Source organism: uncultured Polaribacter sp. (assembly GCF_947501385.1).
Taxonomy (GTDB): domain Bacteria; phylum Bacteroidota; class Bacteroidia; order Flavobacteriales; family Flavobacteriaceae; genus Polaribacter.
This window is the reverse complement of record NZ_CANMVP010000005.1, coordinates 1-25,149: the sequence shown is the minus strand read 5'-3', so window position 1 is coordinate 25,149 and position 25,149 is coordinate 1. Positions and strand designations below refer to the sequence as shown.

The 25,149-nt window shown below is 31.4% G+C and carries 20 protein-coding genes and 1 pseudogene; 16 read left to right on the top strand and 5 right to left on the bottom strand.

The window, feature by feature from the left end:
- The first annotated feature begins 103 nt into the window (after positions 1 to 103).
- The 3 genes from Q0998_RS04365 (at position 104) to Q0998_RS04355 (ending at position 4,410) form a co-directional block, all read left to right on the top strand.
- Positions 104 to 553 carry a nucleoside deaminase gene (locus Q0998_RS04365; RefSeq protein ID WP_299666764.1) on the top strand — a complete coding sequence of 150 codons (450 nt, stop codon included), beginning with the start codon at positions 104 to 106 and terminating at the stop codon, positions 551 to 553.
- A gap of 5 nt (positions 554 to 558) precedes the next feature.
- Positions 559 to 1,782, top strand: a complete 1,224-nt coding sequence (locus Q0998_RS04360; RefSeq protein WP_299666762.1) for an NAD(P)/FAD-dependent oxidoreductase — start codon at positions 559 to 561, stop codon at positions 1,780 to 1,782.
- 117 nt (positions 1,783 to 1,899) lie between these two features.
- Positions 1,900 to 4,410 carry a DPP IV N-terminal domain-containing protein gene (locus tag Q0998_RS04355; RefSeq protein WP_299666760.1) on the top strand — a complete coding sequence of 837 codons (2,511 nt, stop codon included), beginning with the start codon at positions 1,900 to 1,902 and terminating at the stop codon, positions 4,408 to 4,410.
- A 292-nt stretch (positions 4,411 to 4,702) separates the two neighbouring features.
- Here the strand turns inward: Q0998_RS04355 and Q0998_RS04350 are convergent, their stop codons facing one another.
- The 3 genes from Q0998_RS04350 to Q0998_RS04340 all read right to left on the bottom strand — a co-directional run bounded on the left by Q0998_RS04350 (position 4,703) and on the right by Q0998_RS04340 (position 7,661).
- Positions 4,703 to 5,401, bottom strand: a complete 699-nt coding sequence (locus tag Q0998_RS04350) for a Bax inhibitor-1 family protein (RefSeq protein ID WP_299666758.1) — start codon at positions 5,399 to 5,401, stop codon at positions 4,703 to 4,705.
- 62 nt (positions 5,402 to 5,463) lie between these two features.
- On the bottom strand, positions 5,464 to 5,901 hold the full coding sequence (umuD, locus tag Q0998_RS04345) for a translesion error-prone DNA polymerase V autoproteolytic subunit (RefSeq protein WP_299666756.1): 438 nt from the start codon (positions 5,899 to 5,901) through the stop codon (positions 5,464 to 5,466).
- A gap of 260 nt (positions 5,902 to 6,161) precedes the next feature.
- A complete protein-coding gene (locus Q0998_RS04340; RefSeq protein WP_299666754.1) occupies positions 6,162 to 7,661 on the bottom strand; it encodes a PLP-dependent aminotransferase family protein in 1,500 nt (499 codons plus the stop codon).
- Positions 7,662 to 7,728: 67 nt separating this feature from the next.
- Between Q0998_RS04340 and Q0998_RS04335 the strand changes: the two genes are divergently transcribed.
- From Q0998_RS04335 to Q0998_RS04325, 3 genes and pseudogenes are all read left to right on the top strand, one after another.
- Positions 7,729 to 9,555, top strand: a complete 1,827-nt coding sequence (locus tag Q0998_RS04335) for a TonB-dependent siderophore receptor (protein ID WP_299666752.1) — start codon at positions 7,729 to 7,731, stop codon at positions 9,553 to 9,555.
- A gap of 27 nt (positions 9,556 to 9,582) precedes the next feature.
- A pseudogene (locus tag Q0998_RS04330) lies at positions 9,583 to 9,864 on the top strand (flotillin family protein); the annotation flags it as partial.
- A gap of 115 nt (positions 9,865 to 9,979) precedes the next feature.
- Positions 9,980 to 10,855, top strand: coding sequence for a cupin-like domain-containing protein (locus tag Q0998_RS04325; protein ID WP_299666750.1), 876 nt, complete (start codon positions 9,980 to 9,982; stop codon positions 10,853 to 10,855).
- 278 nt (positions 10,856 to 11,133) lie between these two features.
- On the opposite strand, the gene rseP is transcribed toward Q0998_RS04325, so the two are convergent.
- Positions 11,134 to 12,480, bottom strand: a complete 1,347-nt coding sequence (gene rseP, locus Q0998_RS04320; RefSeq protein WP_299666748.1) for an RIP metalloprotease RseP — start codon at positions 12,478 to 12,480, stop codon at positions 11,134 to 11,136.
- A gap of 171 nt (positions 12,481 to 12,651) precedes the next feature.
- On the opposite strand from rseP, the gene Q0998_RS04315 reads away from it, so the two are divergent.
- From Q0998_RS04315 to Q0998_RS04275, 8 genes are all read left to right on the top strand, one after another.
- A complete protein-coding gene (locus Q0998_RS04315) occupies positions 12,652 to 13,332 on the top strand; it encodes an SCO family protein (RefSeq protein WP_299666746.1) in 681 nt (226 codons plus the stop codon).
- A gap of 51 nt (positions 13,333 to 13,383) precedes the next feature.
- Positions 13,384 to 13,614: a FeoA family protein gene (locus tag Q0998_RS04310; RefSeq protein ID WP_299666743.1), complete on the top strand. Its 231-nt coding sequence runs from the start codon at positions 13,384 to 13,386 to the stop codon at positions 13,612 to 13,614.
- On the top strand, positions 13,614 to 15,722 hold the full coding sequence (gene feoB, locus Q0998_RS04305; protein WP_299666741.1) for a ferrous iron transport protein B: 2,109 nt from the start codon (positions 13,614 to 13,616) through the stop codon (positions 15,720 to 15,722). Before Q0998_RS04310 ends, feoB begins: the two co-directional genes overlap by 1 nt.
- Before the next feature lie 192 nt (positions 15,723 to 15,914).
- A complete protein-coding gene (locus Q0998_RS04295) occupies positions 15,915 to 16,466 on the top strand; it encodes a DUF2911 domain-containing protein (protein ID WP_299666735.1) in 552 nt (183 codons plus the stop codon).
- A 134-nt stretch (positions 16,467 to 16,600) separates the two neighbouring features.
- Positions 16,601 to 20,107, top strand: coding sequence for a class I tRNA ligase family protein (locus Q0998_RS04290; RefSeq protein ID WP_299666733.1), 3,507 nt, complete (start codon positions 16,601 to 16,603; stop codon positions 20,105 to 20,107).
- Positions 20,108 to 20,256: 149 nt separating this feature from the next.
- The gene (locus Q0998_RS04285) at positions 20,257 to 20,511 is read left to right on the top strand and encodes a SemiSWEET family sugar transporter (protein WP_299666731.1); all 255 of its coding nucleotides are present in this window, start codon (positions 20,257 to 20,259) and stop codon (positions 20,509 to 20,511) included.
- 177 nt (positions 20,512 to 20,688) lie between these two features.
- The gene (locus Q0998_RS04280) at positions 20,689 to 22,098 is read left to right on the top strand and encodes a HAMP domain-containing sensor histidine kinase (RefSeq protein WP_299667165.1); all 1,410 of its coding nucleotides are present in this window, start codon (positions 20,689 to 20,691) and stop codon (positions 22,096 to 22,098) included.
- Positions 22,099 to 22,161: 63 nt separating this feature from the next.
- On the top strand, positions 22,162 to 22,950 hold the full coding sequence (locus Q0998_RS04275; RefSeq protein ID WP_299666729.1) for an enoyl-CoA hydratase-related protein: 789 nt from the start codon (positions 22,162 to 22,164) through the stop codon (positions 22,948 to 22,950).
- A gap of 73 nt (positions 22,951 to 23,023) precedes the next feature.
- On the opposite strand, the gene Q0998_RS04270 is transcribed toward Q0998_RS04275, so the two are convergent.
- Complete coding sequence (locus Q0998_RS04270) at positions 23,024 to 23,623, bottom strand: DUF3244 domain-containing protein (protein ID WP_299666726.1); 600 nt, start codon at positions 23,621 to 23,623, stop codon at positions 23,024 to 23,026.
- Between the two features lie 195 nt (positions 23,624 to 23,818).
- Here Q0998_RS04270 and Q0998_RS04265 point away from each other — a divergent pair, with 195 nt between their 5' ends.
- Positions 23,819 to 24,688 (top strand): AraC family transcriptional regulator, encoded by an 870-nt coding sequence (locus Q0998_RS04265; RefSeq protein WP_299666723.1) that lies wholly within the window; start codon positions 23,819 to 23,821, stop codon positions 24,686 to 24,688.
- A gap of 16 nt (positions 24,689 to 24,704) precedes the next feature.
- Positions 24,705 to 24,887 carry a hypothetical protein gene (locus Q0998_RS04260; protein WP_299666720.1) on the top strand — a complete coding sequence of 61 codons (183 nt, stop codon included), beginning with the start codon at positions 24,705 to 24,707 and terminating at the stop codon, positions 24,885 to 24,887.
- The last annotated feature ends 262 nt before the right edge of the window (positions 24,888 to 25,149 follow it).

The following is a 25,149-nucleotide window of genomic DNA, read 5'->3' as shown; positions in this document are numbered from 1 at the left end:
CAAAAGTACAATTTAACTTTTTGTGTTCGTAAACTGAACAGCTAAGAATTACAAATCTATCGCAAATAAATTACTTAAATTTGCGAATTAATCGAAATAGTAGATGATAGCACCTTTTGACGATATTTATTTTATGAAAAAAGCCTTTCAAGAAGCTGAAAATGCTTTTGATAAAGGTGAAATTCCTGTAGGAGCAATTATTGTGTTAAAAGACCAAATTATTGCAAGAGCGCATAATTTAACGGAAACCTTAAACGATGTAACTGCACATGCAGAGATGCAGGCATTTACTGCTGCTGCAGATTTTTTAGGCGGAAAATACTTGAAAGGCTGTACGTTGTATGTTACGCTAGAACCTTGCCAAATGTGTGCAGGCGCAAGCTATTGGGCGCAATTAGGTAAAATAGTATATGGTGCATCAGAACCAGAAAGAGGTTTTACCAATTTAAAAACAACAATACACCCAAAAACAAAAGTTGTTAGCGGAGTTTTAGAAAATGAATGTTCTCAAATTTTAAAACGTTTTTTTGTTGAAAAACGAAACTTGAACTAAATTTTATGCAAGAAAAGAAATACGATGTTGTAATTATTGGTGGTGGTCCTGCGGGAGGTCAAGCAGCTAGAAATTTATCTAAAAGAGGTTATAAGACATTGTTAGTAGAACGTTATAAAAGTTTTAACGATAATAATTTTTCTAGCGCAGGCATGACTTTAGAGCCGCTAAAAGAATTCGATTTGCCTGAGGCTGTTATTGGTTCTTATTGGAAAGACATTACACTACAATGTACAGAAAAAGGATATGACTGGTTTGGAAAAACGAAGAAAGGAGTTGTTTTAGACTTTGGGAAATTACGACAGTTTTTAGCAGATAAAGCTATTTCTGATGGAGGTGAAGTATTGTTAGGACATAGATATTTAGAAAAAAGAGTTTCAGATTCAGGGGTAGCAATAGATCTTTTAGATGTAGAAACATCAGAAATAAAAAAAATTGAATCGAGACTTTTAATTGATGCAACAGGCCCTTTAAGAAAAGTAATGTACGATGCTAAGGAAGAACAGCCTAAAATGAATTTAGGGAGTGGTACAGAATACTTAATTGAAGTAGATCAACAAACCTATGATACATACAAAGAAAGATTGGTTTTTTTCTTAGGACACAAATGGGCGTTAAAAGGATATTCTTGGATTTTTCCTATGGAAAATAGAATTTTGAAAGTAGGTTCAGGCAGAACCCATTTAAAATCTATAGATCAGGAAAATACAGATAAATCAACAAAAAAAATTACCGAAAAAATTATTAACGAATATATTCAACCAGAAAACTATACGTTGATTGATGTTCATGGAGGTATTTTAAGGTATTGTGAGGGTTTAAATGACACCTATTATAAGAACAATGTAATTGCTATTGGTGATGCAATTTCGGCAATAAATCCAAGGGGAGGAGAAGGGATTAGATATGCCATGCAAAGTGCCAATTTAGCCAGTGAATATATAGATAGTTATTTTAAAACGGGAAAAGAGAAATTTAAAGAATATGAAAAAAAATGGAAACGAAAAAAGCTTTTAAAATGGCGATTGAGTGAGGTTTCTGCTCGAAGAATGTATAGTAGATATTCTGATGCGCAAATAGAAAATAGAGTCCAATTTTTTCAGCAAAATTTTTCTATTGATGTGCTTATAGACAGTCTGTTTAACTTTAAATACAATAAAATGCTATCGAGAATTTTTAGTTTTTTATGGTTAAAATTGAAGTACAAGTTTAAAAAGAAAGATTTCTAGCGCCAGATTTTACCATTTGATAACTGTTAAATATTTAACAAATATTTCTTAAAAATTTGCAGGTGAGTTTGTTTTGAAGAACTTTAGCTGTAAATTCAAACTAAACAAACACTATAAATGAAAAATTTCATCTTACTTTTTGTGTTTTTATTTACTGTATCAGTAATTTCTGCACAAGAAACTCCAAAACCAAACTACAGAGCTGCCGCTAAATATTCGCCAAAAAACCTAGCGAAAATGGTACATTCTACCAGTGTAAGTCCGCATTGGTTAAAAAAAGGAAATCGTTTTTGGTATGCTTACAAAACTTCTGATGGTTCTAACCATTATATGGTAGATGCAGATAAAAAAACAAAAAAACCATTGTTCGACAATGTAAAAATGGCAAAATGGTTGACAGAAATCACCAAAGATCCTTATGATGCAAAACATCTACCTCGTTTCAGTTTCAAATTTAATAAAGCAGAAGATGCGATTCGTTTTCGAGTAACATCAACAGAAGAAGTGGTGGTGGTTGAAGAGGAAAAAAAGAAAAAGGAAGAAACTGAAAAAGACACAACTTCCACAAAAAAGGCAAAGAAGAAAAAGCCGAAAATGGAGAAGAAAGTATATCATTTAGAATACAGATTAGGCAGCAATGGCTTAAAAATTATAGATACTATAAAACCAAAAAAGAAACCTTGGGAGAAATGGGCAAATGTTGCTCCAGATAGTTCTATTGTTTTATATTCTAAAAATTACAATTTGTATTGGATGGATAAAATAAACTTTAAAAAGTTTATTAAAGACGAAAAAGACAGTACAGTTGTAGAAAATCAATGGACAAAAGATGGTGAGGAAAACTTTGGGTATGGAGGCGGATCTAGAGAAGATAATGTAGACAAAGAAAAAAACAAAGACAAGAGAAAAGGCGTTTGGGGAACATGGTCTCATGATTCTAAAAAGTTTGTTTTTCAAAAATCTGACTCAAGACATATTAAAGATTTGTGGGTAATTAATTCTACAGGCAAAAAAAGACCTACGTTAGAAACCTATAAATATCACATGCCAGGGGAACAAGAATATTATAAATCTGAATTGTTAATTTTTGATATTCCTACAAAATCGCATGTAAAAGTGCCACTAGATACCGTTCGTCAACAAAGCATTTCTGTATTTAGAGCACCAAGAAAACAATCGAGCAGAGATGATGATTTTAGACCTTCTTTATTGCTTTCTAAAAAAGGAAAAGTTTATTTTAGTGTCATTTCTAGAGATCGAAAAAAGTATGATGTGAATGTTGCAGACATTAACACAGGAGCATATAAAACACTAATTGAAGAGCGTTTTAATACCTATATAGAATCTCGTCCGTTAATTTTATTCAATAATGAAACCGAAATGTTGCATTGGGCAGAACGAGATGGTTGGGCGCATTTTTATTTGTATGATGCTGATGGAAATTTAAAAAATCAAGTTACAGAAGGCAATTACCATGTGGATAGCTTTGAGGGTTTAGACGAAAAAAGCAACACATTATATTTTACGGCAAATGGTGTAAATAAAGATCAAGATCCATATTATGCACACTTATATAAAATCAATTTGAACGGAAGCGGAATGAAAGTTTTAAATCCAGGAGATTTTACTACAAATACAAGTATGGCAGATTCCAATGCGTATTTTGTAAATAATTATTCAAGAGTAAATACCGTTCCAAAATCTGAATTAAGAAACAAAAATGGTAGAAAAGTGATGGATTTGGAAACAGCAGATTTATCGCAATTAATGGCTTCAGGCTATCAATTTCCAGAGCCATTTAAAGTAAAAGCAGATGATGGAATTACAGATTTGTACGGTGTACTTTACAAACCTTTTGATATGGATTCTACCAAAGTATATCCGCTTTTAGAATACGTGTACCCTGGACCACAGACAGAAGCTGTAAACAAATCTTTTTCTTACAGAATGGATCGTTTAGATAGAATGGCGCAAATTGGTTTTATTGTAATTACTTTAGGAAATAGAGGTGGACATCCAGACAGATCTAAATGGTATCATAACTATGGCTACGGAAATTTACGTGATTATGGTTTGGCTGATAAAAAATATGTTGCCCAACAATTGGCGAATAAACACGAATTCATAGACATTGAAAAAGTAGGAATTTACGGGCATTCTGGTGGAGGTTTTATGTCTACTGCAGCAATGTTAGTCTATCCAGATTTTTTTAAGGCCGCAGTTTCATCCGCAGGAAATCATGACAATAATGTATATAACTCTTGGTGGAGTGAAACACATCATGGTGTAAAAGAAGAAATTGATGAAAAAGGAAAAGTTTCTCACGTTTATAAAATTGATGACAATCAATCTTTAGCAAAAAATTTAAAAGGGCATTTGATGTTGATTCATGGAGATATGGATAACAACGTAAATCCAGCAGGAACCATAAGAATGGCAAACGAATTAATTAAAGCGCACAAACGTTTTAAATTTATGGTAATGCCTGGACAAAGACATGGTTTTGGAAGCATGACAGAATATTCTTTCTGGTTACGTGCAGATCATTTTAGTAAGTATTTATTAGGTGAAGAAGCTACAGAGGTAGATTTGATGTTTATGAATTTAGATAAACCGATGAATAGATAAAGCTACTTGTAGGCTTATATAAAGTAAAAACTCCGAATGAAAATTCGGAGTTTTTTTACTTATAAACTTTTTAGCAGAGTGCCTTAAATTTATTTGTAGTTAAATAGTCTTCGACAAGCTCAGACTGACAGTTGTTATTTTAGATTGTGAATTTAGAATCTATGAATATTTGTAATTTTAATAAGGTTTTCTTTTTTCAATTAAGATTATGGGTGTCAAACTGAGCTTATCGAAGTTTTTTACATCTAATTTAAATTATTCTTTATACTCATAAATTATGATGTAACTTGTCTTAATCTCTAGAAAAAATAGACAATACATACCAAAAAAGTAACATTAATGAAGCAAATAAACCCAAAGCTGCAGGAATATAATCTTCCGTTCCGAATTTGTTTACCAAGTTAGAAGTTTGGTACAAGATTGCACCACCAGCCAAAACACACATACCTACCGAAAACCACAACCCTAAATCGAAACCAAACAAAGCGCCTGCAACAATTAAACCCATGGCAATAAAAAAGCCAACGGTTAAGCCTGCTTTTATAAATGAAAAATTTTTTTTAGTAATAAAAACAACCGAAGAGATACCAACAAATAAAGCCAAAGTAACAATAGAAGCTTGCTGTAATAAGGCAGGACCATCCGTATAAAAAATGGCAATTGCTAAAAGCGGCACAAATATGATTGCTTCTGCAAAAATATAAATTGCATACGCTAAGTATTGTTTGTTTTTATCCGCAGTTTTTAAAGCCGTACTTTCTGCATAACTGGTAATAAACATAAAACCACCCAACATCACCAACCAACGCCAACCTTGTGTCATAGACATCATAAAATTTACAACGGTTTCACTTTGCAGCAAAATGTATTCAAAAAAAATAAATAATAAAATTCCTCCAGCAACGTGCGCATATGTTTTCTTGTAAAAATCTACACGAACTTGATCTGTAGCTTCAGCTAATAACAATCTGTTTTCAAAAGTGTTTTCCATAGTATTTATTTTAATATTTAACTTGTTTCATTTTCTTATCAATTAAGACAAATATAATAATTTTATACTTTTTTAATTACGTTTGTTACAATTCCCCAGATGACAAAATCGTTCTCTTCCGTAATTTTTATAATTGGATAATTCGGATTTTCTGGTTGCAACCAAACTTCATTTTTTTGTACTCTTAGTCGTTTTACCGTAAATTCTCCATCTAAATAACAAACGGCAATTTTTTTATCAGTGGGTTCTAAACTTCTGTCAATAACTAACAAATCGTTATCATTTAAGCCAGCATTAATCATAGATTGTCCCTTTACTTTTGCAAAAAAAGTACTGTCTTTATTTTGAACTAATTCTTCGTCTAAAGAAACTCTTTTCTGATCAAAATCTTCCGCAGGAATAGGAAATCCGGCCGAAATTCCTGTATCAATTAAAATAGCACCTTCTATAGTTGAAGGTTTCGGATTAAAAAAAATAAGGTTTTCGTTTTTTGTAGACATATTGTTTTATATTGATTAATAATCATAAAAATCTAATATTTAAGATTTAAAATATTTTGTAAGTTATGTTTGAAACACTATCCATAAAATTCAAAAAAAATGATTACAATTTACTGATGTAAAAATATGAAGGTAAAGATACAGTAAAGACCTAAAAAATGAATCTGAATTTTAATAAACGTTTTTTTTATGATGCCATTACCAAAAAAATCTATACATATATTTTCTAAAATTCCAAAAATATAAAATTAGTCTTCAATCTATAATATAGGCACCTTATGATACGCACTTTTTAGTTTTTTTATTACAGAGGTTATTTCTTCTTCATTTAAATGCCCAAAACCAAAACGAATGGCACAGGTATTTTTATCTTGATAAAGAATGGTTTTGGGTAAAAATAAATCGTTTTTTTCAGCTTCTTCTGCTAATTTTACGAGTGATATTTTAGGGTGAAACTCTATCCAAATAGCCAATCCACCAGAAGGTATTCTCCATTGTGCAATTTCTGTAAAATATTGTGTAAAAAGATCACACAAACAATCTCTTCTTTGTTTATAGATGACAATGTTTTTTTTCATCAGCCGATAAATTTCGCCTTCACTAATCAATTCAGACAACATTTGTTCTTGTATTAAATCGCCTTGTTTATCTAATAACTGTAAATAATTTTTTGCTTCAGAAATTAAATTTTCTGGCGCTACTACAAAACCTGTCTGATAACTTGGAAATAAAGATTGCCCCAATTTTCCTAAATAAATAACCATACCATTCCCGTCTGCACTTGCCATAGGCAACATTGCAGAACCATCAAACTGAAAATCGTAATCGTAATCATCTTCAATAATGGCAAATTCGTATGTTGCAGCCAATTGCAATAGCTCTAAACGACGTTCTGCGCTTAACGTTACTACCGTTGGATAATCTCTGTGAGCGCATATATACACACAGCGTATACTTCGTTTTACAAAATGCTTTTTTATATATTCAAGATCTAAACCGTTTTTATCTACAGGAATTGTTTTGATAGTTGCACCTGCTTGTTGAAAAATCATATTAGATGCATAATTGCTTAAATGACCTACTAATACAATATCGTTTTGCTTTATTAATAATTGAGACACGATATACAAACTCATTTCTGTACTACGCGTACTTATTAGGTTATTGGGTCTAATATGAAAACCTCTGGTTGCGTTTAAATAATTAGATAGCTGTGTTTGAAATAATGAATATGAAAATTCGTTAGGTCTGTTCCATTTTTTTATCAATGTTTTTCGTTTCATTGCAGCACTGTACCATCTTGTAAATTGATGTACAGGATGTAAGCGTAAATCTGGTTTCCCGTCGTTAATAGTAAACTTAGCATTTGTTAACTGATCTGTTGATGCCAAATGAAATGATTTTTGAAAAGGAAAACCTGCGGTTGTAGCATACACATATGCCTGATTTATTTTTTGTGAAGTTGCTTTTATTTTTGATTTTTTTTGTTCAGGATCTAAAACAAATGTGCCTTTATTTGGTAGTATTTCTACCCAACCTTGAGCCGCCAACTCTTCGTAAATAGCAACAGCCGTATTTCTATGAATTTTTAATAATTGACCTAACACGCGAGTTCCTGGTAACATGGTGCCTTTGGTTAAATATCTGCGTTGTATTGCATTTATAATTTGCTGTGAAACCTGTATATACAAAGGTTGAGATATCGATTTATCGAAATCGATGAGTTGTTTAAACAGTGTATGAACCGGACTATCTATCATTTTAAAACTGGACTAGTTTAATCGTCCGGAAAGTTACGACTTTTGCAACGTTTTTAAATCACTACTCATGAAAATTAAAATTACTTTAATTATTACTATATTATTTTTTGCTTTTCAAGCAAAAGCACAAGTGAAACCTGTAAAAAGAGACACTTTAAAAGAAGTTATTATTACTTCTTCTAGAATAGATTTACCGTTTAAAGAAAACTCTAGAACCATACATATTATCACTTCAAAAGAAATTATAAATAGTGCCGCAACAAATGTGGCAGATGTATTACAGCAAGTTGCAGGTGTAGATATTCGAAGAAGAGGAACTGCTGGCAGTCAAGCAGATTTATTTATTAGAGGCGGTGGTTTTGATCAAACTTTACTACTAATTGATGGCATTAAAATGGATGATTCTCAAACAGGACATCATACCATGAATGCTGCTTTACCAATTGAAGTGATTGAGCGAATTGAAATTATAAAAGGTCCTGCAGCAAGAGTTTTTGGGCAAAATGCTTTTACAGGAGCTATAAATATTGTGACTAAAAAGAAGCTAGATAACACGATTTCGGCAAATATTGAAGCTGGTTCTTTCGGACAACTAAACGGTTCTGTAACTTTTGGAAAAGAGTTTGAAAACGCATCAATTATTGCACATGTTGGTGCTTTAACTTCAGACGGGTATAGAGAAAATTCTGATTATAATAATTACAACTATTTTTTAAAAGGAGTCTTTAATAAGAGAAAACAACCGATAGAAGTTTTGGCTACTTTTTTTGATAGAAAATTTGGAGCGCAAAATTTCTACACACCAGAAGCATTTGGTTTTAACGAATATGAAGAAACTCAGAATAGTTTATTAGGGGTACAAACCACATTTAAAACTGAAAAATTTAAAATTACACCAAGAATTTATTGGAGAAGAGGACAAGATATTTTTTTGCTGAAAAGAGACGATCCTAGTTTTTTTAGAAATTTACACATCACCAATAAAGTAGGTGCAGAAGCAAATGCTTCGTACACTTCTAACGCAGGAATTACAGGTTTTGGAGTAGATATCTCTCGGGTTTCAATAAGTAGTAATAACTTAGGGAAACGAGATCGTATCATGGCAAACATGTTTTTAGAGCACCGTTTTAAATTTGCCGATGGTCAAATAGATATTACACCAGGAGTTGCAGTTACTTATTTTTCTGACTTTAAATTTCATGCATTTCCAGGGTTAGATATTGGTTTTAAATTATCAGATAATTTGAAAGCCTATGGAAATTTAGGAATTACCTATAGAATACCAACCTATACAGATTTATATTATAATGACAGAAGTACCATTGGGAATCCTAATTTAAAGCCAGAAGAGGCCTTTGCACAAGAAATAGGTTTGAAATACAACGCAGGAAAATTTTCATCTTCTATCGCAGTTTTTAATAGAGACGCTACTAATTTAATTGATTTTATTCGTCCAGATACAGGAGCGTCGAAATATACCGCAACAAATATTGCAGAGGTAAATACAAAAGGGTTTGAGATAAATGCAGATTATCGATTTAAATTAAATACGTATAATCAAACGTTAGCAATCGGTTATAATTTTTTAGACGATGATATTTTAGATCAGAATAAAGATTTGTCTCGTTATAATTTAAATACTTTAAAACATCAATTCATCACACGTTTTAGTTCTCAATTATTTAAAAACGTAAAACAAAATATTATTTACAAACATGCAGAACGTTCCGTGGGGACAAGTTATAATGTTTGGGACGCTTCTGTAATTGTAGATTTTAATGCTTTTAATTTTACAATTACTGCAAATAATATTTTTAATGCAGATTATATAGAGTCTGGTTTTGTACCAATGCCACCAAGTAGTATTTTATTTGGTTTGCGTTATAATTTTTAACAAGGGGTTTAAACTCCCCTTGTATAGTTAATTGCAGATAAATTACCAGGATTGGTTAAAATACAAGCGGAAGGAATTAAAAATATTAAGATTGATAAAGTTACTGTTTGGGAAAATGGTGGTGGAAAAGATGGAAAAACAGTTACTTCTAATTTTATTTTCGGAATGTATAAAGTGGTACCACCTTTACAAGAGATGTTTAATATGGCTGGAATGGAATTGCCAAGTTACTTAAAAGGAAAAAAGCTTACAGATATAGAAACAACAAACATGATCGAAACGAAAGACCAAGATTCTTCTAAAAAATAAGATTTAAAACCTCAAACTATAGCCATCATTCAATTTTTTCGCTGAATGATGGTTTTTCTTTTAAGGAAACAATTCACTTACAATTCCTTAACTTTGCTCCTTAATTATTTTTAGCATGCCTTTAAATTTATCTCAAATAGATTGTGTAGAAACAATCAGCAAAGAAGATTTTATAAAAAACTATTTTAAACCGCAAAAACCTGTGGTTATTAAACGATTTATAGAAGACTGGCCAGCCTATTCTAAATGGAACTTGGCATATATAAAAAAAGTTGCAGGCGATAAAGTAGTGCCTTTGTATGACGATAGACCAGTAGACTTTAAAGATGGTTTTAATGAACCACACGCCAAAATGAAAATGTCTGAATATATAGATTTACTAAAAAGTAAGCCGACTAAATTTAGAATTTTTTTATGGAATGTTTTAAAAGAAGTACCTATTTTGCAGAAAGATTTTACCTTTCCAGATTTTGGTCTGCGTTTAATGAAAGGCTTGCCAATGCTATTTTTTGGAGGAACAGATTCCTACACCTTTATGCATCATGATATTGATTTTGCAAATATTTTTCATTTTCATTTTGAAGGAAAGAAAGAAATCATTTTGTTTGATCAACAACAAAATAAATATCTCTATAAAATTCCACATTCTTTAATTACTAGAGAAGATATAGATTTTTCTAATCCAGATTTTAAGAAATGGCCCGCCTTGAAAAAAGCCAAAGGCTATAAGACAAATTTAGAACACGGGCAGGTTTTATATATGCCAGAAGGGTATTGGCACTATATGAAATACATAACGCCTGGTTTTTCTATGAGTTTAAGAGCTATTGCTAGAAAACCGAAAAACCTATCTAAAGCAATTTACAATATTTTTGTAATGCGTACGATAGATACTATCATGCGTAAAATAAAAGGGCAAAAATGGATTGATTGGAAAAATGAACAAGCCATTACTAAAACCAATCAATTTAATAATATTAAAAATACGTAGTTATACGTATATATAAATGGTTGATTTTAATTATATTGCGGACGTCTAAACAAATATTTTATTATGAAAGCGTGTCCAAGATGTAAATCTGTGTCACGGCACAGAATGAGAAGAAGAGGACTTACAAGATTAATACCTGGAACAAAAGGATATGCATGTGATAAATGCAATGCACAATATACTTGGGTTTCTTTTATAAACCGATCTGTAAGAATCTAAAAAAAAGCCTCACAATTACTAATTGTGAGGCTTTTTTTATCGTTTAGATTTTTAAATTATCATTTAAAAAGTCTAAAAATATCATTTCCGTTTGCAAAGAGTAATAAAGCAATTAATAAAATAAAGCCAACTACTTGTGCATACTCTAAGAATTTATCTCCAGGTTTTTTACCAGTAATCATTTCCCACAGTGTAAACACAACATGTCCACCATCTAAAGCAGGTATTGGTAACAAGTTCATAAAACCTAGCATAATAGATAAAAATGCAGTGATTTCCCAAAAAGATTGTGCGCTCCATTCAGCAGGAAAAATACTTCCAATAGAAATAAAACCACCCAAACCTTTATAGGCTCCAGTATTTGGATTAAAAATCTTCTTTAATTGTTTTACGTAATCTGTTAGTGTTTTCCATGATTTGTTCCATCCGGCAGGAATCGCTTCTGCAAAACTATACTCAAAATTTGCTAACTTATAATACCCGAGTCTTTCTAAATCCTTAAATGAAAGTGTGCCCAAACCAACACCTAATTTACCATCATTGGTAACCTTTACAGGAACCTCTTTTGTTTCAGTGCCTCTTTTTACAGTAACTGTAATTTCTTGATTTTTATATTTGTTGAGCTCCGTTTGCGCTTCATCAAAATACTTTATAGCATTTCCATTGATGGCAACAATAATATCTTTCTTTTTTAAATCAGCATCTAAATTTGGTGAATCTTCAGAAATACCAGAAACTGCAAAAGGATATCTTGGATACAAAAACGGACCAGCATCTTTACCTCGATCCATCAATTGAGAGATAAAATCTTCAGGAATCTCTTTATCTAGAACCTCACCGTTTCTTTCAATTTGGTAAGTATTACCATTGATAAATTCTAAAGATAAACCACGAAATTTTTTTATTTTTTGTCCGTCTACAGTTAAAATTTTGTCACCAGTTTGTAAACCTAAATTTTCGGCTAATTTATTTTCTACCCAAATACCATCTGTTACGTTTTCATTTGGTAAATACTTTTCACCGTACGCCCACATTAACATAATGTAGATAAAAATTCCTAAAACAAAGTTTACAAAAACACCACCTAACATAATTATTAGACGTTGCCACGCGGGTTTAGATCTAAATTCCCAAGGCTGTGGAGGTAAAGCCATTTGCTCAGTATCCATACTTTCGTCGATCATTCCAGAGATTTTTACGTAACCTCCTAAAGGAATCCAGCCAATACCATAAACAGTTTCGCCAATTTTTTTCTTAAAAATTGAAAATTTATAATCGAAGAACAAGTAGAATTTTTCTACTCTTGTTTTAAACAATTTTGCAGGGATAAAATGCCCTAATTCGTGCAACACAATTAGTAAAGATAAACTTAAAATAAATTGAGATGCTTTTATTAATATTTCCATTCAGCGTTAAATCATAATTAAAAAACGAACAAATGTACGGTTTTCAATAGAGTTCTAAAAGAATTATTAGGCGTTGCATTTTTTTTAACAAAGATTTTAGATAGGTATTGGTTTCCGTTGCTTTTTTAAGGTGATTTTAAGTCGTAAATTTGCAAGTATAAACCAGTTCCTATGGACATTCAATTTTTTAAAAAATCGATTCCCACACTTATTTTTTTAGGAGTATTTTCATTAGTTGTCATTCCTGTATTTTATCATTTATTAAAGGTTGATAAAAAATTGAAAGTATACAATCCTATAGATGTAAATCCTAGATTGGTAGACAATAGCATGTTGCATATTCAGAAAGATCATACAGTTGCAGATTTTAAATTAACAAATCAAAACGGAGAAATAATTACCAATAAAAACTACCAAGATAAAATTTACATCGCAGATTTCTTTTTTACACGTTGCCAAACAATTTGTATAGCGATGGCTTATAATATGAGCGAATTGCAAGATTTTTATAAAAATGATGTAGATATTATGTTTCTCTCTCATTCTGTAACTCCAACTATAGATAGTATATCTGTTTTAAAAGAATATGCAGATAGAAAAGGCGTGATTAATGGCAAATGGAACGTAACCACAGGATCTAAAAAACACATCTATGAATTGGCTAGAAAAAGTTACTTCGCAGTTTTAGATGAGGGTGATGGTGGAGAAAATGATTTTATTCATACAGAACAATTTGTGCTAGTTGACAAGCAAAGACAAATTCGTGGCTATTATGATGGTACAGAAAAAGAAGACATGAAAAAATTGAAAAAAGACATTATTTTGTTAAAGGAAGAATATGCTTCTAAATAACTTGTTTAGAATCATTCTAAATGGTTATCTTTGCTTTCCAAATAAAAAACGTTGAGCACAATTGCATCTTTACATATTGGTGAAATGGGATATATTTCTGAAGAATCTTTAGATTTTATTCCTTTAAAACTATTAGAAATGGGCTGTTTACCTGGTGCTGAAGTAGAATTGGTGCAGATTGCGCCGCTAAAAGACCCTTTATATATTTGTGTAAATGGAAGTCATTTGGCAATTAGAAAAGAAACCGCGTTTAAAATAAAAATCTTAAAAGCAAATTTATAATGTCTAAACACAATATAAAAGTTGCTTTAATCGGAAACCCTAATACTGGAAAAACTTCACTATTCAATCAACTTACAGGGCTAAACCAAAAAGTTGGAAATTATCCAGGCGTTACGGTAGACAAGAAAGAAGGTACCAGTAGATTATCTACAACTCAAAACGCAACCATTACAGATTTACCAGGAACCTATAGTATCAACCCAACTTCTATAGATGAAAGTATTGTATTAAAAACCTTATTAAAAAAAGATATTAAAGAATCTCCAGATGTAATTTTAGTAGTTGCAGATGTAGAAAATTTAAAAAGAAATTTACTGCTTTTTTCGCAAATTAAAGATTTAGAAATCCCGACCGTTTTGGCTATTAATATGGTAGACCAAATGACTAAAAAAGGAATTTCTATAGACTTATCTGCATTAGAAAAAGAGTTAAATACAGAAGTTGTTTTAATTAGCGCAAGAAAAAATCAAGGAATTAACAAAGTAAAAGCAGCCATAATACGTTGTCATGTTGCTGCAAAAGCAGCGCCTTTATGTGGAATAGACCATAAGATAGATCCAGATTATTTTGCAAAACTAAAAGAAATCAGTCCAAATTATTCTTTGTATGAATTGTGGTTGATGGTGACTCAAAATAATTATCCAGCCTCTGTTAGCAAAGAAGAAAAAGACAAACTTTTAGCTTTTAAACAAGATGTTTCTAAGTTAAAGAAATACCAACATAAAGAGACCATTTATCGGTACCAAGAAATTAATAAAATTCTTAAAAAAACCTATCTAATAGATAAGTCAAAAGCCACAGATGTTAGAAGTAGATTAGATAAAATCTTTACGCATAAAATTTTTGGGTATGCAATTTTCTTTTTGATTTTACTCGTAATTTTTCAATCTGTATTTGATTTGGCAACCGTACCCATGGACTTTATTGATGGAATTTTTGCAGAATTATCTAATTTTATAAGAGGGAAGCTAGCACCAGGAGTTTTTACAGACTTGTTAGCAGAAGGCATTATTCCAGGAATTGGTGGTGTTATTATTTTTATTCCACAAATAGCCATTCTATTCTTATTTATAGCCGTTTTAGAAGAAACAGGGTATATGAGTCGTGTTGTTTTTTTAATGGATAAAATTATGAGACGTTTTGGGATGAATGGGAAAAGCATTATTCCGTTAATTTCAGGAACAGCGTGTGCAATACCTGCAATTATGGCAACCAGAACCATTTCTAGTTGGAAAGAACGTTTAATTACCATTTTAGTAACACCCTTTACAACCTGCTCTGCACGATTGCCTGTGTATGCTATTTTAATTGCTTTGATTATTCCGAATAAAAAAATCTTCGGATTTTTAAATCTTCAAGGCTTGGTGTTGTTATCACTATATGCATTAGGATTTATCACAGCTATTTTAGCGGCTTATATACTTCATAAGACCTTAAAAATAAAATCAAAATCGTTTTTTGTGATAGAAATGCCCAATTATAAGCTTCCGTCTCTTAAAAATGTCTTTTTTGATGTTGTAGAAAAAACAAAAGCATTTGTATTCGGAGCAGGGAAAATAATCTTAGCATTGTCAATCATTTTATGGTTTTTGGCTTCAAACGGACCAGAATCTTTTAAAAATGCTGCGGCGAATACGATTGAAAATCCTGAAAACAGCAGTTTATCTGACCAAGAATTACAACAAAAAATAGCCTCAGTTAAATTAGAAAATTCTTATATTGGTATCATGGGAAAAGCCATTGAGCCAGCGATTAAGCCATTGGGGTACGATTGGAAAATAGGAATTGCACTAATCACCTCTTTTGCGGCACGTGAAGTGTTTGTAGGAACCTTAGCAACCATTTATAGTGTAGAAGCCAATGATGAAGATACTGCAACTATAAAAGAAAAAATGTCTTCTGAAGTAAATGAAACAGGTGGTAAATTATTTAATTTTCCTGTGGGTATGTCTTTAATGGTGTTTTATGCTTTTGCAATGCAATGTATGGCAACTTTAGCCATTGTAAAAAGAGAAACTAAAACTTGGAAATGGCCATTAATTCAATTGTTTGGAATGGCATTATTAGCCTATGTTTCATCATTTATTGTCTATCAAATTTTAAGCTAATGCAAGAAATTCTAGTTTATTTGTTCGTAGTAATTGCCCTATTTTTTCTAGTGAAGAAATATGTATTTCCTCCAAAGAAAAAAGGAGGTTGTGGTACCGATTGTGGTTGTCACTAAAACTTAACAGAAAATTAGTATCCTTTTTTTGTAATGATTTCTATTTTTGAATGACTTTATACAAAACAAATAACAGATGAAAAAATCAATAGTATTAGTTGCAATTTTTGCAATATCATTAATTAGTATCTCAGAAGTAAACGCTCAAAAATGGCCAAAAATGGATGTAAGTCCTTTAGATGCCTCAACATTTCCAGATAATTGGAGAGATGCAAATAAAGTTTTAAAGGTCGTTTACAGTCGTCCTCAACTAAAAGGAAGATCTTTAGATAAATTAGCGCCCGTAGGAAAAGTGTGGAGAACTGGTGCCAATGAAGCTGCGGAAATTACATTTTACAAAGATGTAATTTTTGGAGGAAAAGATGTCAAAGCAGGAACGTATTCTTTGTTTACGATTCCTTTTTTAAACGGAGATTGGACTGTAATTTTAAACTCAGCGCGCAATGTTTGGGGGCATTATTCTTACAAAGAAGCAGAAGATGTAATAAGAGTGAATGGTACAGTTTCTAAATCAGATAAGAACATAGAAGAATTTTCAATGATGTTTGATAAAGACATGACACTAAAAATGGGTTGGGCAAATACAATAGTCTCTGTTCCAATTACCATTAAAAGTAAAGAAGATTAATACTTTTTTACGAAATTAATTTTAAAGGACTGTAAACTTTGTTTGCGGTTTTTTTTTGAAAAAATTTAGCAGTTTACAAATTGTACTCTTTTGTAGAATAAACGTAAATTTGCCGCTTAAATAAAGAAGTTACAATGCAGTATCATCATCAAGAAATAGAAAAAAATTGGCAAGAGTTTTGGGCAAAAAACCAAACATTTAAAGCCAGTAATCATTCTGATAAGCCTAAATATTATGTGTTAGACATGTTTCCTTATCCATCAGGAGCAGGTTTGCATGTTGGGCATCCTTTAGGTTATATTGCAAGTGATATTTATGCGCGTTACAAGCGTCATAAAGGCTTTAATGTGTTGCATCCACAAGGATATGATTCTTTTGGTTTGCCTGCTGAACAATATGCCATTCAAACAGGTCAGCATCCTGCAAAAACAACAGAAGAAAATATAAAAACATACAGAAGACAATTAGATCAAATTGGTTTTTCTTTTGATTGGTCTCGTGAAGTAAGAACTTCAAATCCGAAATATTACAAATGGACACAATGGATTTTTATCCAGTTGTTTAATTCTTGGTATAATAAAGATACTGACAAAGCCGAAGATATTTCAACTTTAGAAAAAATCTTTAAAACAGCGGGAAATTCTAAAGTAAATGCAGTTTGTGACGAAGAGATCACTTCTTTTTCTGCGGAAGAATGGAAAGCATTTTCAAAAACAGCACAAGAAGAAATTTTATTACAATACAGACTCACATTTTTGTCTGATACCGAAGTAAATTGGTGTCCTGCTTTAGGAACCGTTTTAGCAAATGACGAAATTGTAAACGGGCTTTCAGAAAGAGGAAGTCATCCTGTTGTTAGAAAAAAAATGACACAATGGTCTATGCGAATTTCTGCATATGCACAGCGTTTGTTAGACGGATTAGAAACTATTGATTGGCCACAGCCTTTAAAAGATTCACAAAGAAATTGGATTGGGAGAAGTCAAGGTGCCATGGTTTCTTTTGAGATCCTATCCCCAACCCTTTGCGAAGGAAAGGAAGCAAATTCGGATTCTAAAAAAACGCCTTGTTATATGACTGGTGGAACAAATTCTTATTTATTGCTGGAGAAAGCAAAAGAAATGAGAGCGAATCCAACTCCAGCAGAAGCTATTCTATGGAAATATTTAAAAGGAAAAAAGCTTAAATCTAAATTTAGGCAGCAACATTTAATTAATGATTTTATTGTTGATTTTGTATGTTTAACAAAAAAGTTAATTATAGAAGTGGATGGTAAAATTCATGATTATCAATTAGAAAAAGATGAAGCAAGAACTTTAGAATTAGAGCAAAAAAGTGGTTTTAAAGTAATTAGATTTAAAAATGAAGAAGTTATTGGTAATATTGATGGGGTAATATCAAAAATTGAAACTGAATTAAATAATCAATTTTTTAATCTTCAAAAATTAGAAGAAAAAATAAAAGAAAGTCAAGAAAAAGAAGAGAATATAAAAGAAAAAAAGACAAACATAAGCCACAAACAAGCTACTCCAACAGTGTCCCTTTCCTCTGGAAAGGGAGTCAGGGATAGGAATTATATTGATGTTTTCACAACCAGACCAGATACCATTTATGGAGTTTCATTTATGACACTCGCGCCAGAACATGAGTTGGTCGCTAAAATTACAACAGAAGCTCAAAAATCTGATGTTGAGGCGTATATAAAAGCAACCGCAAAACGTTCTGAACGTGATAGAATGGCAGATGTAAAAACCATTTCTGGTGCATTTACAGGGGCGTTTGCAATGCATCCTTTTTCTGGTGAAAAGGTTCCAATTTGGATTGGAGATTACGTGTTAGCAGGTTACGGTACAGGCGCAGTCATGGCAGTTCCTTGTGGTGATCAGCGTGATTATGATTTTGCAAAACACTTTAACATTCCAATTCCTAATATTTTTGAAGGTGTAGATATTTCTGAAGTAGCACACACCGATAAAGATGGAACTAAAATTGCAAATTCAGACTTTTTATCAGGATTAAAGTATAAAAAAGCTTTAAAACTTGCCATTTTTGAACTAGAAAAACGTGGTTTTGGATACGGAAAAGTAAACTACCGTTTGCGTGATGCTGTTTTTAGCAGACAACGTTATTGGGGAGAACCTTTTCCGGTGTATTATAAAGACGGAATGCCACAAATGATCGATGCAAAACACTTGCCAATCGTCTTACCTGAAGTTGAAAAATACTTGCCAACCGAAGATGGAAAACCACCTTTAGGAAACGCAACTGAATGGGCTTGGGATGCTCGTGCAAAGAAAGTGGTTTCGAATGAAAAGTTGAAAAACAAAACGGTGTATCCGTTGGAATTAAACACCATGCCTGGTTGGGCAGGAAGTTCTTGGTATTTTAACAGATATATGGACGCTACCAATTCAGAAGAATTTGCAAGCAAAGAATCGCTTGATTATTGGAAACAAGTAGATGTATATATTGGTGGTTCAGAACATGCAACAGGGCATTTATTATACGCGCGTTTTTGGCAGAAATTCTTGTTCGATAAAGGAATTGTGCCTGTAGATGAGTTCGCGAAAAAACTAATCAATCAAGGAATGATTTTGGGAACTTCTGCATTTGTTTATAAAGCAACTTCTTTTGTAAGAAATGGTTGCAATATAGAAAAGTCGAATGATGATGTTGCGGAGAAAATTCCAACAGTTTTTGTTTCTAAAAACTTATTTACTTCAGATGAGGAGTTTGAAACTGTCGTTAAAAATTACCTGTTAGATCATAAGTTTTTAAATCCTAATGATGAAAGTTTGGTAATGGTTGCCAATAATCCTATACATGCAGATGTTTCTTTGATAAATGCTTCAGACGAATTAGATATTGATGGTTTTAAAAATCATCCTTTAAACGCAGCATACAAAAACGCAGTATTTATTTTAGAAGAAGGCGTTTTCAAAGTAGGTAGAGAAGTAGAAAAAATGTCTAAGTCTAAATACAATGTTGTAAATCCAGATGATATTGTGAAGGAATACGGTGCAGATGCATTGCGTTTGTTCGAAATGTTTTTAGGACCCTTAGAGCAAGCAAAACCTTGGAAAACATCAGGTATTTCTGGAGTGTATTCTTTCTTAAAAAAATTATGGAAATTATACTTTAAAGATGAAACTTTTGAAGTTTCCGAAGAAAAAGCAACAAAAGAGGAATTGAAGACACTTCATAAAACCATCAAAAAAGTACAAGAAGATATTGAGAATTTTTCTTTTAATACGTCTGTTTCTACATTTATGATTGCTGTAAATGAGTTAACCGTTTTAAAATGTAATAAAAAAGAAATTTTAGAACCCTTATTGGTTTTATTATCACCTTATGCACCACATATTTCTGAAGAATTATGGAGCAAATTAGGTCATAAAGAAAGTATTTCAACAGCTCCTTTTCCAGTTTTTGAGGCGAAGCATTTGGTAGAAAGTTCAAAAAACTATCCAATTTCTTTTAACGGGAAAATGCGTTTTACTTTAGAGCTTCCTTTAGATTTATCGACAGAAGAAATAGAAAAAGCAGTTTTAGAGCATGAAAAAACAATTGCTCAGTTAGAGGGTGCAACACCTAAAAAAGTAATCATTGTTCCTGGAAAGATTGTCAACATAGTCGGCTAGCACACACTGTGTGTTTTTGGTATTAACGTGGTTCTGATGAGCACTTTATTCAGATTTGTCATTCCTGTTTTTCGCCTATCAATCAAGATAAACTTTGGTAGGAATCCATAATTTGTGAGTTAGGAGTCTTATAAAAAAGAAAAAAGAATATGAATATTTACGAAGTTTTAGGAATGTTCGCAGCTATTATTACAACAGCATCGTTCTTACCACAAGTGTATAAAACTTGGAAATCTAAAGACACAAAAGCATTGTCTTTAACCATGTACATTGCTTTTTTTATAGGAGTTTCTCTATGGACTGTCTACGGTTTCTATTTAAATAGTTTACCTATGATTGTTGCCAATACAATTACTGCGATATCAACTTTAATTTTAATAAGATTAAAATTGAAATACAAATAGTACTAAGAAGAACTCATAAATAAAGTTAAAAGTCATTAGAGTTTTTGTAGTGCCTTTTTTAATTGGTTATCTTGGTAGTTTAAAAATTGAAATCAATGATGCAATCTATAATCTTAAAATACCCTAATTTTGATGCGTTTTAAAAATATCTCATTAAGAATTCGTATTTTTTTATCTATGATATTATTGGTGCTTTCGGCATCAATTTTAATATTGGTAGTTACAGTTTATCAATATGATGAGCAGACAAAAGATTATAACATTCAACGTTTTGAACGGAAAGAAGCCATTGCTCAAAAAACAATTGAATTAGAACTTACCAATAAAACTACCTACGCAGTAAATACAGAAAATTTACCTAAAATTTTCCAAAATCGTATTTATGAAATTTCTTCTATTAACAAGTTAAACATTACGATTTATAACTTAGAAGGGAGGCTTTTAAAAACCTCTATAGGGAGTGCTTTTGAAAAGTTAGATAATACACCACTAACAGATTATATTGTTTCTGAATTGGCACAAAATTCTAACCATAGAATTCTAAAAAATAAAGAAATAGATGGCACTAGTTATCAAACTTCTTATTCATACATACATGACCCTAAATTTAAACGCATAGGAATTTTAGAGTTGCAGTTTACACAAGACAATTCAGAAATTGAACACGAGCTTAGAGAGTTTATTTACAGACTAAGTTTGGTGTATGTTTTGATGTTTTTATTGGCAATTGCCTTTGCTTATTTCTTATCAAGTTATATTACACGTTCTATAAAAACCATTTCAGACAAAATGCAACATACGCGTTTAAACGAGCGTAATGAAAAAATTATTTTGAACAAAGCAAGCTCAGAAATTGAAGTTTTAGTTGCTGCCTATAATAATATGATAGATCAGCTAGAAGAAAGTGCTGCTAAATTGGCAAAAAGCGAACGTGAACAAGCTTGGAGAGAAATGGCAAAGCAGGTAGCGCATGAAATTAAAAACCCTTTAACGCCTATGCGTTTGACCGTGCAGAGTTTTGAGCGGAAATTTAATGAAGAAGATCCTAATATTAAAGAAAAATTAGCAGAATATAGCGAAACGTTAATTCAGCAAATAGATGTAATGAGTTCTATTGCATCTGCATTTTCTGATTTTGCAAAAATGCCAACACAGAAAAAAGAAAAAATAGAGGTTATTAGTGTGGTAAAATTAGCATTAGATATTTTTAATGAAAAATCAGTTAAATATCAAACGAAACACAAAGAGTTGTATGCTTTTTTAGACAAAACGCAATTGATTAGAATTGTAACTAATTTGATTAAAAATGCATTACAAGCTACAGAAAACGAAGAGAATCCTTTAATTGAAGTGGATGTTTTATCAGAAAAAGATGCGATAAAAATTATAGTTTCAGACAATGGAAAAGGAATCTCTAAAGACGTAAAAGACTTAATTTTTGAACCTAAATTTACCACAAAATCTAGCGGAATGGGATTGGGTTTGCCAATGATAAAAAATATTATTGAAGCTTACGATGGCACCATTTCTTTTACTTCAGAAGTAGGCATTGGAACGGTTTTTACCGTAATTTTACCAAAAAAATAAAAGTTATTATTCTTAAAATGAATACTGAATTTGATTCCAAAAAAGAATCTAAAAACCATAAAAATGAATTTTAAAAATATTTTAGTTGAAAAAAATAGTGCCTTGGCACAAATAACAATTAACAGACCCAAAAAATTAAATGCTTTAAACAAAGCCACCATAGAAGAATTGCATGATGCTTTTAAGGCTTTGGAAGACGATAGCGATATCAAAACAATTATTATTATAGGAAGTGGAGACAAAGCTTTTGTTGCGGGTGCAGATATTTCTGAATTTGCACATTTTTCTGTGGAAGAAGGAGCACGTTTAGCAAAAGCAGGTCAAGAAATCTTGTTTGATTTTGTAGAGAATTTATCAACTCCTGTGATTGCAGCCATCAATGGTTTTGCTTTAGGAGGTGGTTTAGAATTGGCAATGGCGTGTCACTTTAGAATAGCATCAGACAATGCAAAAATGGGTTTGCCAGAAGTTTCATTAGGTGTTATTCCTGGGTATGGGGGCACACAGCGTTTGCCACAATTGGTTGGTAAAGGAAAAGCGATGGAAATGATTATGACTGCTGGAATGATTACTGCGGAAGATGCTAAACATGCTGGTTTGGTAAACCATATAACTTCACAAGAAGAACTTTTACCATTGGCAGAAAAACTAGCAGGTAAGATTGCTAGAAATTCTTCTGTAGCTATTAGTGCTGCAATTACTGCGGTAAATGCTAATTTTCAAGACGGTATAAAAGGCTTCGATATAGAAATAGAGGCGTTTGGGGATTGTTTTGGTACAGAAGATTTTAAGGAAGGTACCACAGCTTTTTTAGAAAAAAGAAAACCAATTTTTCCAGGAAGAAATTCATAAAAAAAGCGAGCCTTAAAAGGCTCGCTTTTCCATCAAATTATAGCAGTAATTTGATGAACAATTAACTAATTGTTTAGATCTTAAAATCTTTTGTATAGGTTCTGTTATCGCTATTAATGACAACTCTATAGTCACCTTTTTCTTCTTCAGACAATTTATAAACTCTGTTTACCACCACTTTTGAGTCTTTTACCGTTTCAGAAAAAATAATTTCATCATTATAGTATAAGGCTACTTTTAAAGGTTCTTTGTTAAAAGCAATTTTAGAAATCAAAACAAGATTGTTTTCTGTTCTAATTACGGGTTTAAAAATTTTTTTTTCACCTTCAAAATAAATTTGTCCGTCTAAAATTTTAAAAGATTTTACAAGAATTTCATAATCTTTTTCTAATTCTGTAGTGTATTTTCCTTTTTTTAATTTCGATAAATCGAATGTTTTAGAATAGGTGCCAGAAGTTTCAATTTTTTGGCTATACATTACAATACCGTTTTCATCTTTAATAGATAAGGTCTGTCCTTTTTTCACTATTTTAAACTCAACTTTTACTCTTTTTCCGTCTATTACATCAATAGCGGTCTTGGTTCCATTTGCGTAGTTTATGAATGTTCCTAACATCATTACTACTACTAAGCATTTTTTGATTGTTGTTTTCATATCTTTCATATCTTTCATATCATGATTATTAACACTACAAATGTATGCCAGATTTAGAGTTCTAAAAACATCACAATTGATGAATATATGTACTAAATTACCATATAAATATATGTTAAATTAATGTAAGGTTAATATAGAATACAATTAAGTTAATTTTATACATTTTATTACTTTTTAGAATCGTAAATTTGTTTAAAAATTTGCTCCCTTATGAAAACAAAACCAACCTTAGAAAAAATTACACCAAGTTTTGGTAGTTCTTTGTTAGTTAAAAAACATGTTCAATTTTTAAAGAAGAACAAAGCTTTCTGGCATTTTCATCCAGAAATAGAAATTGTATATGTAAATAAAGGAAAAGGAAAAAGACACATTGGCAATCATATTAGTTATTTCAACAACAGTCAATTGGTATTAATTGGGTCTAATTTACCGCATTTGGGCTTTATGGATCGATTAACAACAAATGGTTCTGAAACACTTATTCAATTTAAGCCAGATTTTTTAGGAGCTGAATTCTTTAAGATTCCAGAAATGGTAGCGATAGATCAACTTTTTGAACGCGCCAAAAAAGGGCTTCGTTTTAATATTGAAATAAAGAAAAGAATTGGAGCTAAGATCGAAGAATTGTTAGATTTAGACGGAGCCAAAAGAATTATATCTTTTTTAGACATTTTAAAAGAGTTGGCAGAAACAGATGATTATACAATTTTAAATGCAGATGGTTTTGCTTTTGAAACCAAACCACAAGATAACGAAAAGATAGATTTGGTTTTTAAGCATATCAACGAAAATTTTACCAGACATATTTCTTTAGATGAAGTTTCAGATTTGGTAAGTATGACAGTTCCTGCATTTTGTAGATTTTTTAAGAAAACAACGTTAAAAACATTTACCAAACTAGTAAATGAATATCGAGTGGTACATGCCACAAAATTATTATCTGAAAGTAATATGAGTATTGCAGATATTAGCTTCGAATGTGGTTTTAATAATTTTTCTCACTTCAATAAATTATTTAAAGAATTTACGGGTAAATCTGCTTCTAAGTATCGAAGTGAAATGTTAAACCTTGTTCAATAAATTAAAAATTTTCAAAATGGAAAAGACCAAAGACAAAATTGAAGAAACTTTAAATTATTATACTTTTAAAAGTAAAGAGATTCTAAACTATATAAATGCAACGTCTAATTTAACGGTAGATGAAATTATAGAAAAAGCAGAAGAACTTTCTGTCTTAGAATATAAAATAACAGCTTTAGAGGTAGCAAAAGAAAATTAATCAAAAAGAATTCCTCGAGGAGCTAGCCTCGGGGTTTCCGCTGAAACTGTCATTCCCGTGAACCTGCCTGTATTCTATGATTAAAAAAAGCAACTTTAGTTAAAGTTATTAACATTATTTATGCTGCATATTTCATCATATCGACATAGGGTGTTTTTCTCTCTATCACAGCAAAAACTCTTGATAAAAGTTTATTTCTAATAATATTAATAGTACTCATTTTGTTTTTTCCCTCGTCTAATCTTCTATGATAATAAGCTTT

Coding starts and splice junctions, on each gene's coding strand:
- Q0998_RS04365 (WP_299666764.1), top strand. CDS start 104: ATGATAGCACCTTTTGACGATATTTATTTTATGAAAAAAGCCTTTCAA.
- Q0998_RS04360 (WP_299666762.1), top strand. CDS start 559: ATGCAAGAAAAGAAATACGATGTTGTAATTATTGGTGGTGGTCCTGCG.
- Q0998_RS04355 (WP_299666760.1), top strand. CDS start 1,900: ATGAAAAATTTCATCTTACTTTTTGTGTTTTTATTTACTGTATCAGTA.
- Q0998_RS04350 (WP_299666758.1), bottom strand. CDS start 5,401: ATGGAAAACACTTTTGAAAACAGATTGTTATTAGCTGAAGCTACAGAT.
- umuD (WP_299666756.1), bottom strand. CDS start 5,901: ATGTCTACAAAAAACGAAAACCTTATTTTTTTTAATCCGAAACCTTCA.
- Q0998_RS04340 (WP_299666754.1), bottom strand. CDS start 7,661: ATGATAGATAGTCCGGTTCATACACTGTTTAAACAACTCATCGATTTC.
- Q0998_RS04335 (WP_299666752.1), top strand. CDS start 7,729: ATGAAAATTAAAATTACTTTAATTATTACTATATTATTTTTTGCTTTT.
- Q0998_RS04325 (WP_299666750.1), top strand. CDS start 9,980: ATGCCTTTAAATTTATCTCAAATAGATTGTGTAGAAACAATCAGCAAA.
- rseP (WP_299666748.1), bottom strand. CDS start 12,480: ATGGAAATATTAATAAAAGCATCTCAATTTATTTTAAGTTTATCTTTA.
- Q0998_RS04315 (WP_299666746.1), top strand. CDS start 12,652: ATGGACATTCAATTTTTTAAAAAATCGATTCCCACACTTATTTTTTTA.
- feoB (WP_299666741.1), top strand. CDS start 13,614: ATGTCTAAACACAATATAAAAGTTGCTTTAATCGGAAACCCTAATACT.
- Q0998_RS04295 (WP_299666735.1), top strand. CDS start 15,915: ATGAAAAAATCAATAGTATTAGTTGCAATTTTTGCAATATCATTAATT.
- Q0998_RS04290 (WP_299666733.1), top strand. CDS start 16,601: ATGCAGTATCATCATCAAGAAATAGAAAAAAATTGGCAAGAGTTTTGG.
- Q0998_RS04285 (WP_299666731.1), top strand. CDS start 20,257: ATGAATATTTACGAAGTTTTAGGAATGTTCGCAGCTATTATTACAACA.
- Q0998_RS04280 (WP_299667165.1), top strand. CDS start 20,689: ATGATATTATTGGTGCTTTCGGCATCAATTTTAATATTGGTAGTTACA.
- Q0998_RS04275 (WP_299666729.1), top strand. CDS start 22,162: ATGAATTTTAAAAATATTTTAGTTGAAAAAAATAGTGCCTTGGCACAA.
- Q0998_RS04270 (WP_299666726.1), bottom strand. CDS start 23,623: ATGAAAGATATGAAAGATATGAAAACAACAATCAAAAAATGCTTAGTA.
- Q0998_RS04265 (WP_299666723.1), top strand. CDS start 23,819: ATGAAAACAAAACCAACCTTAGAAAAAATTACACCAAGTTTTGGTAGT.
- Q0998_RS04260 (WP_299666720.1), top strand. CDS start 24,705: ATGGAAAAGACCAAAGACAAAATTGAAGAAACTTTAAATTATTATACT.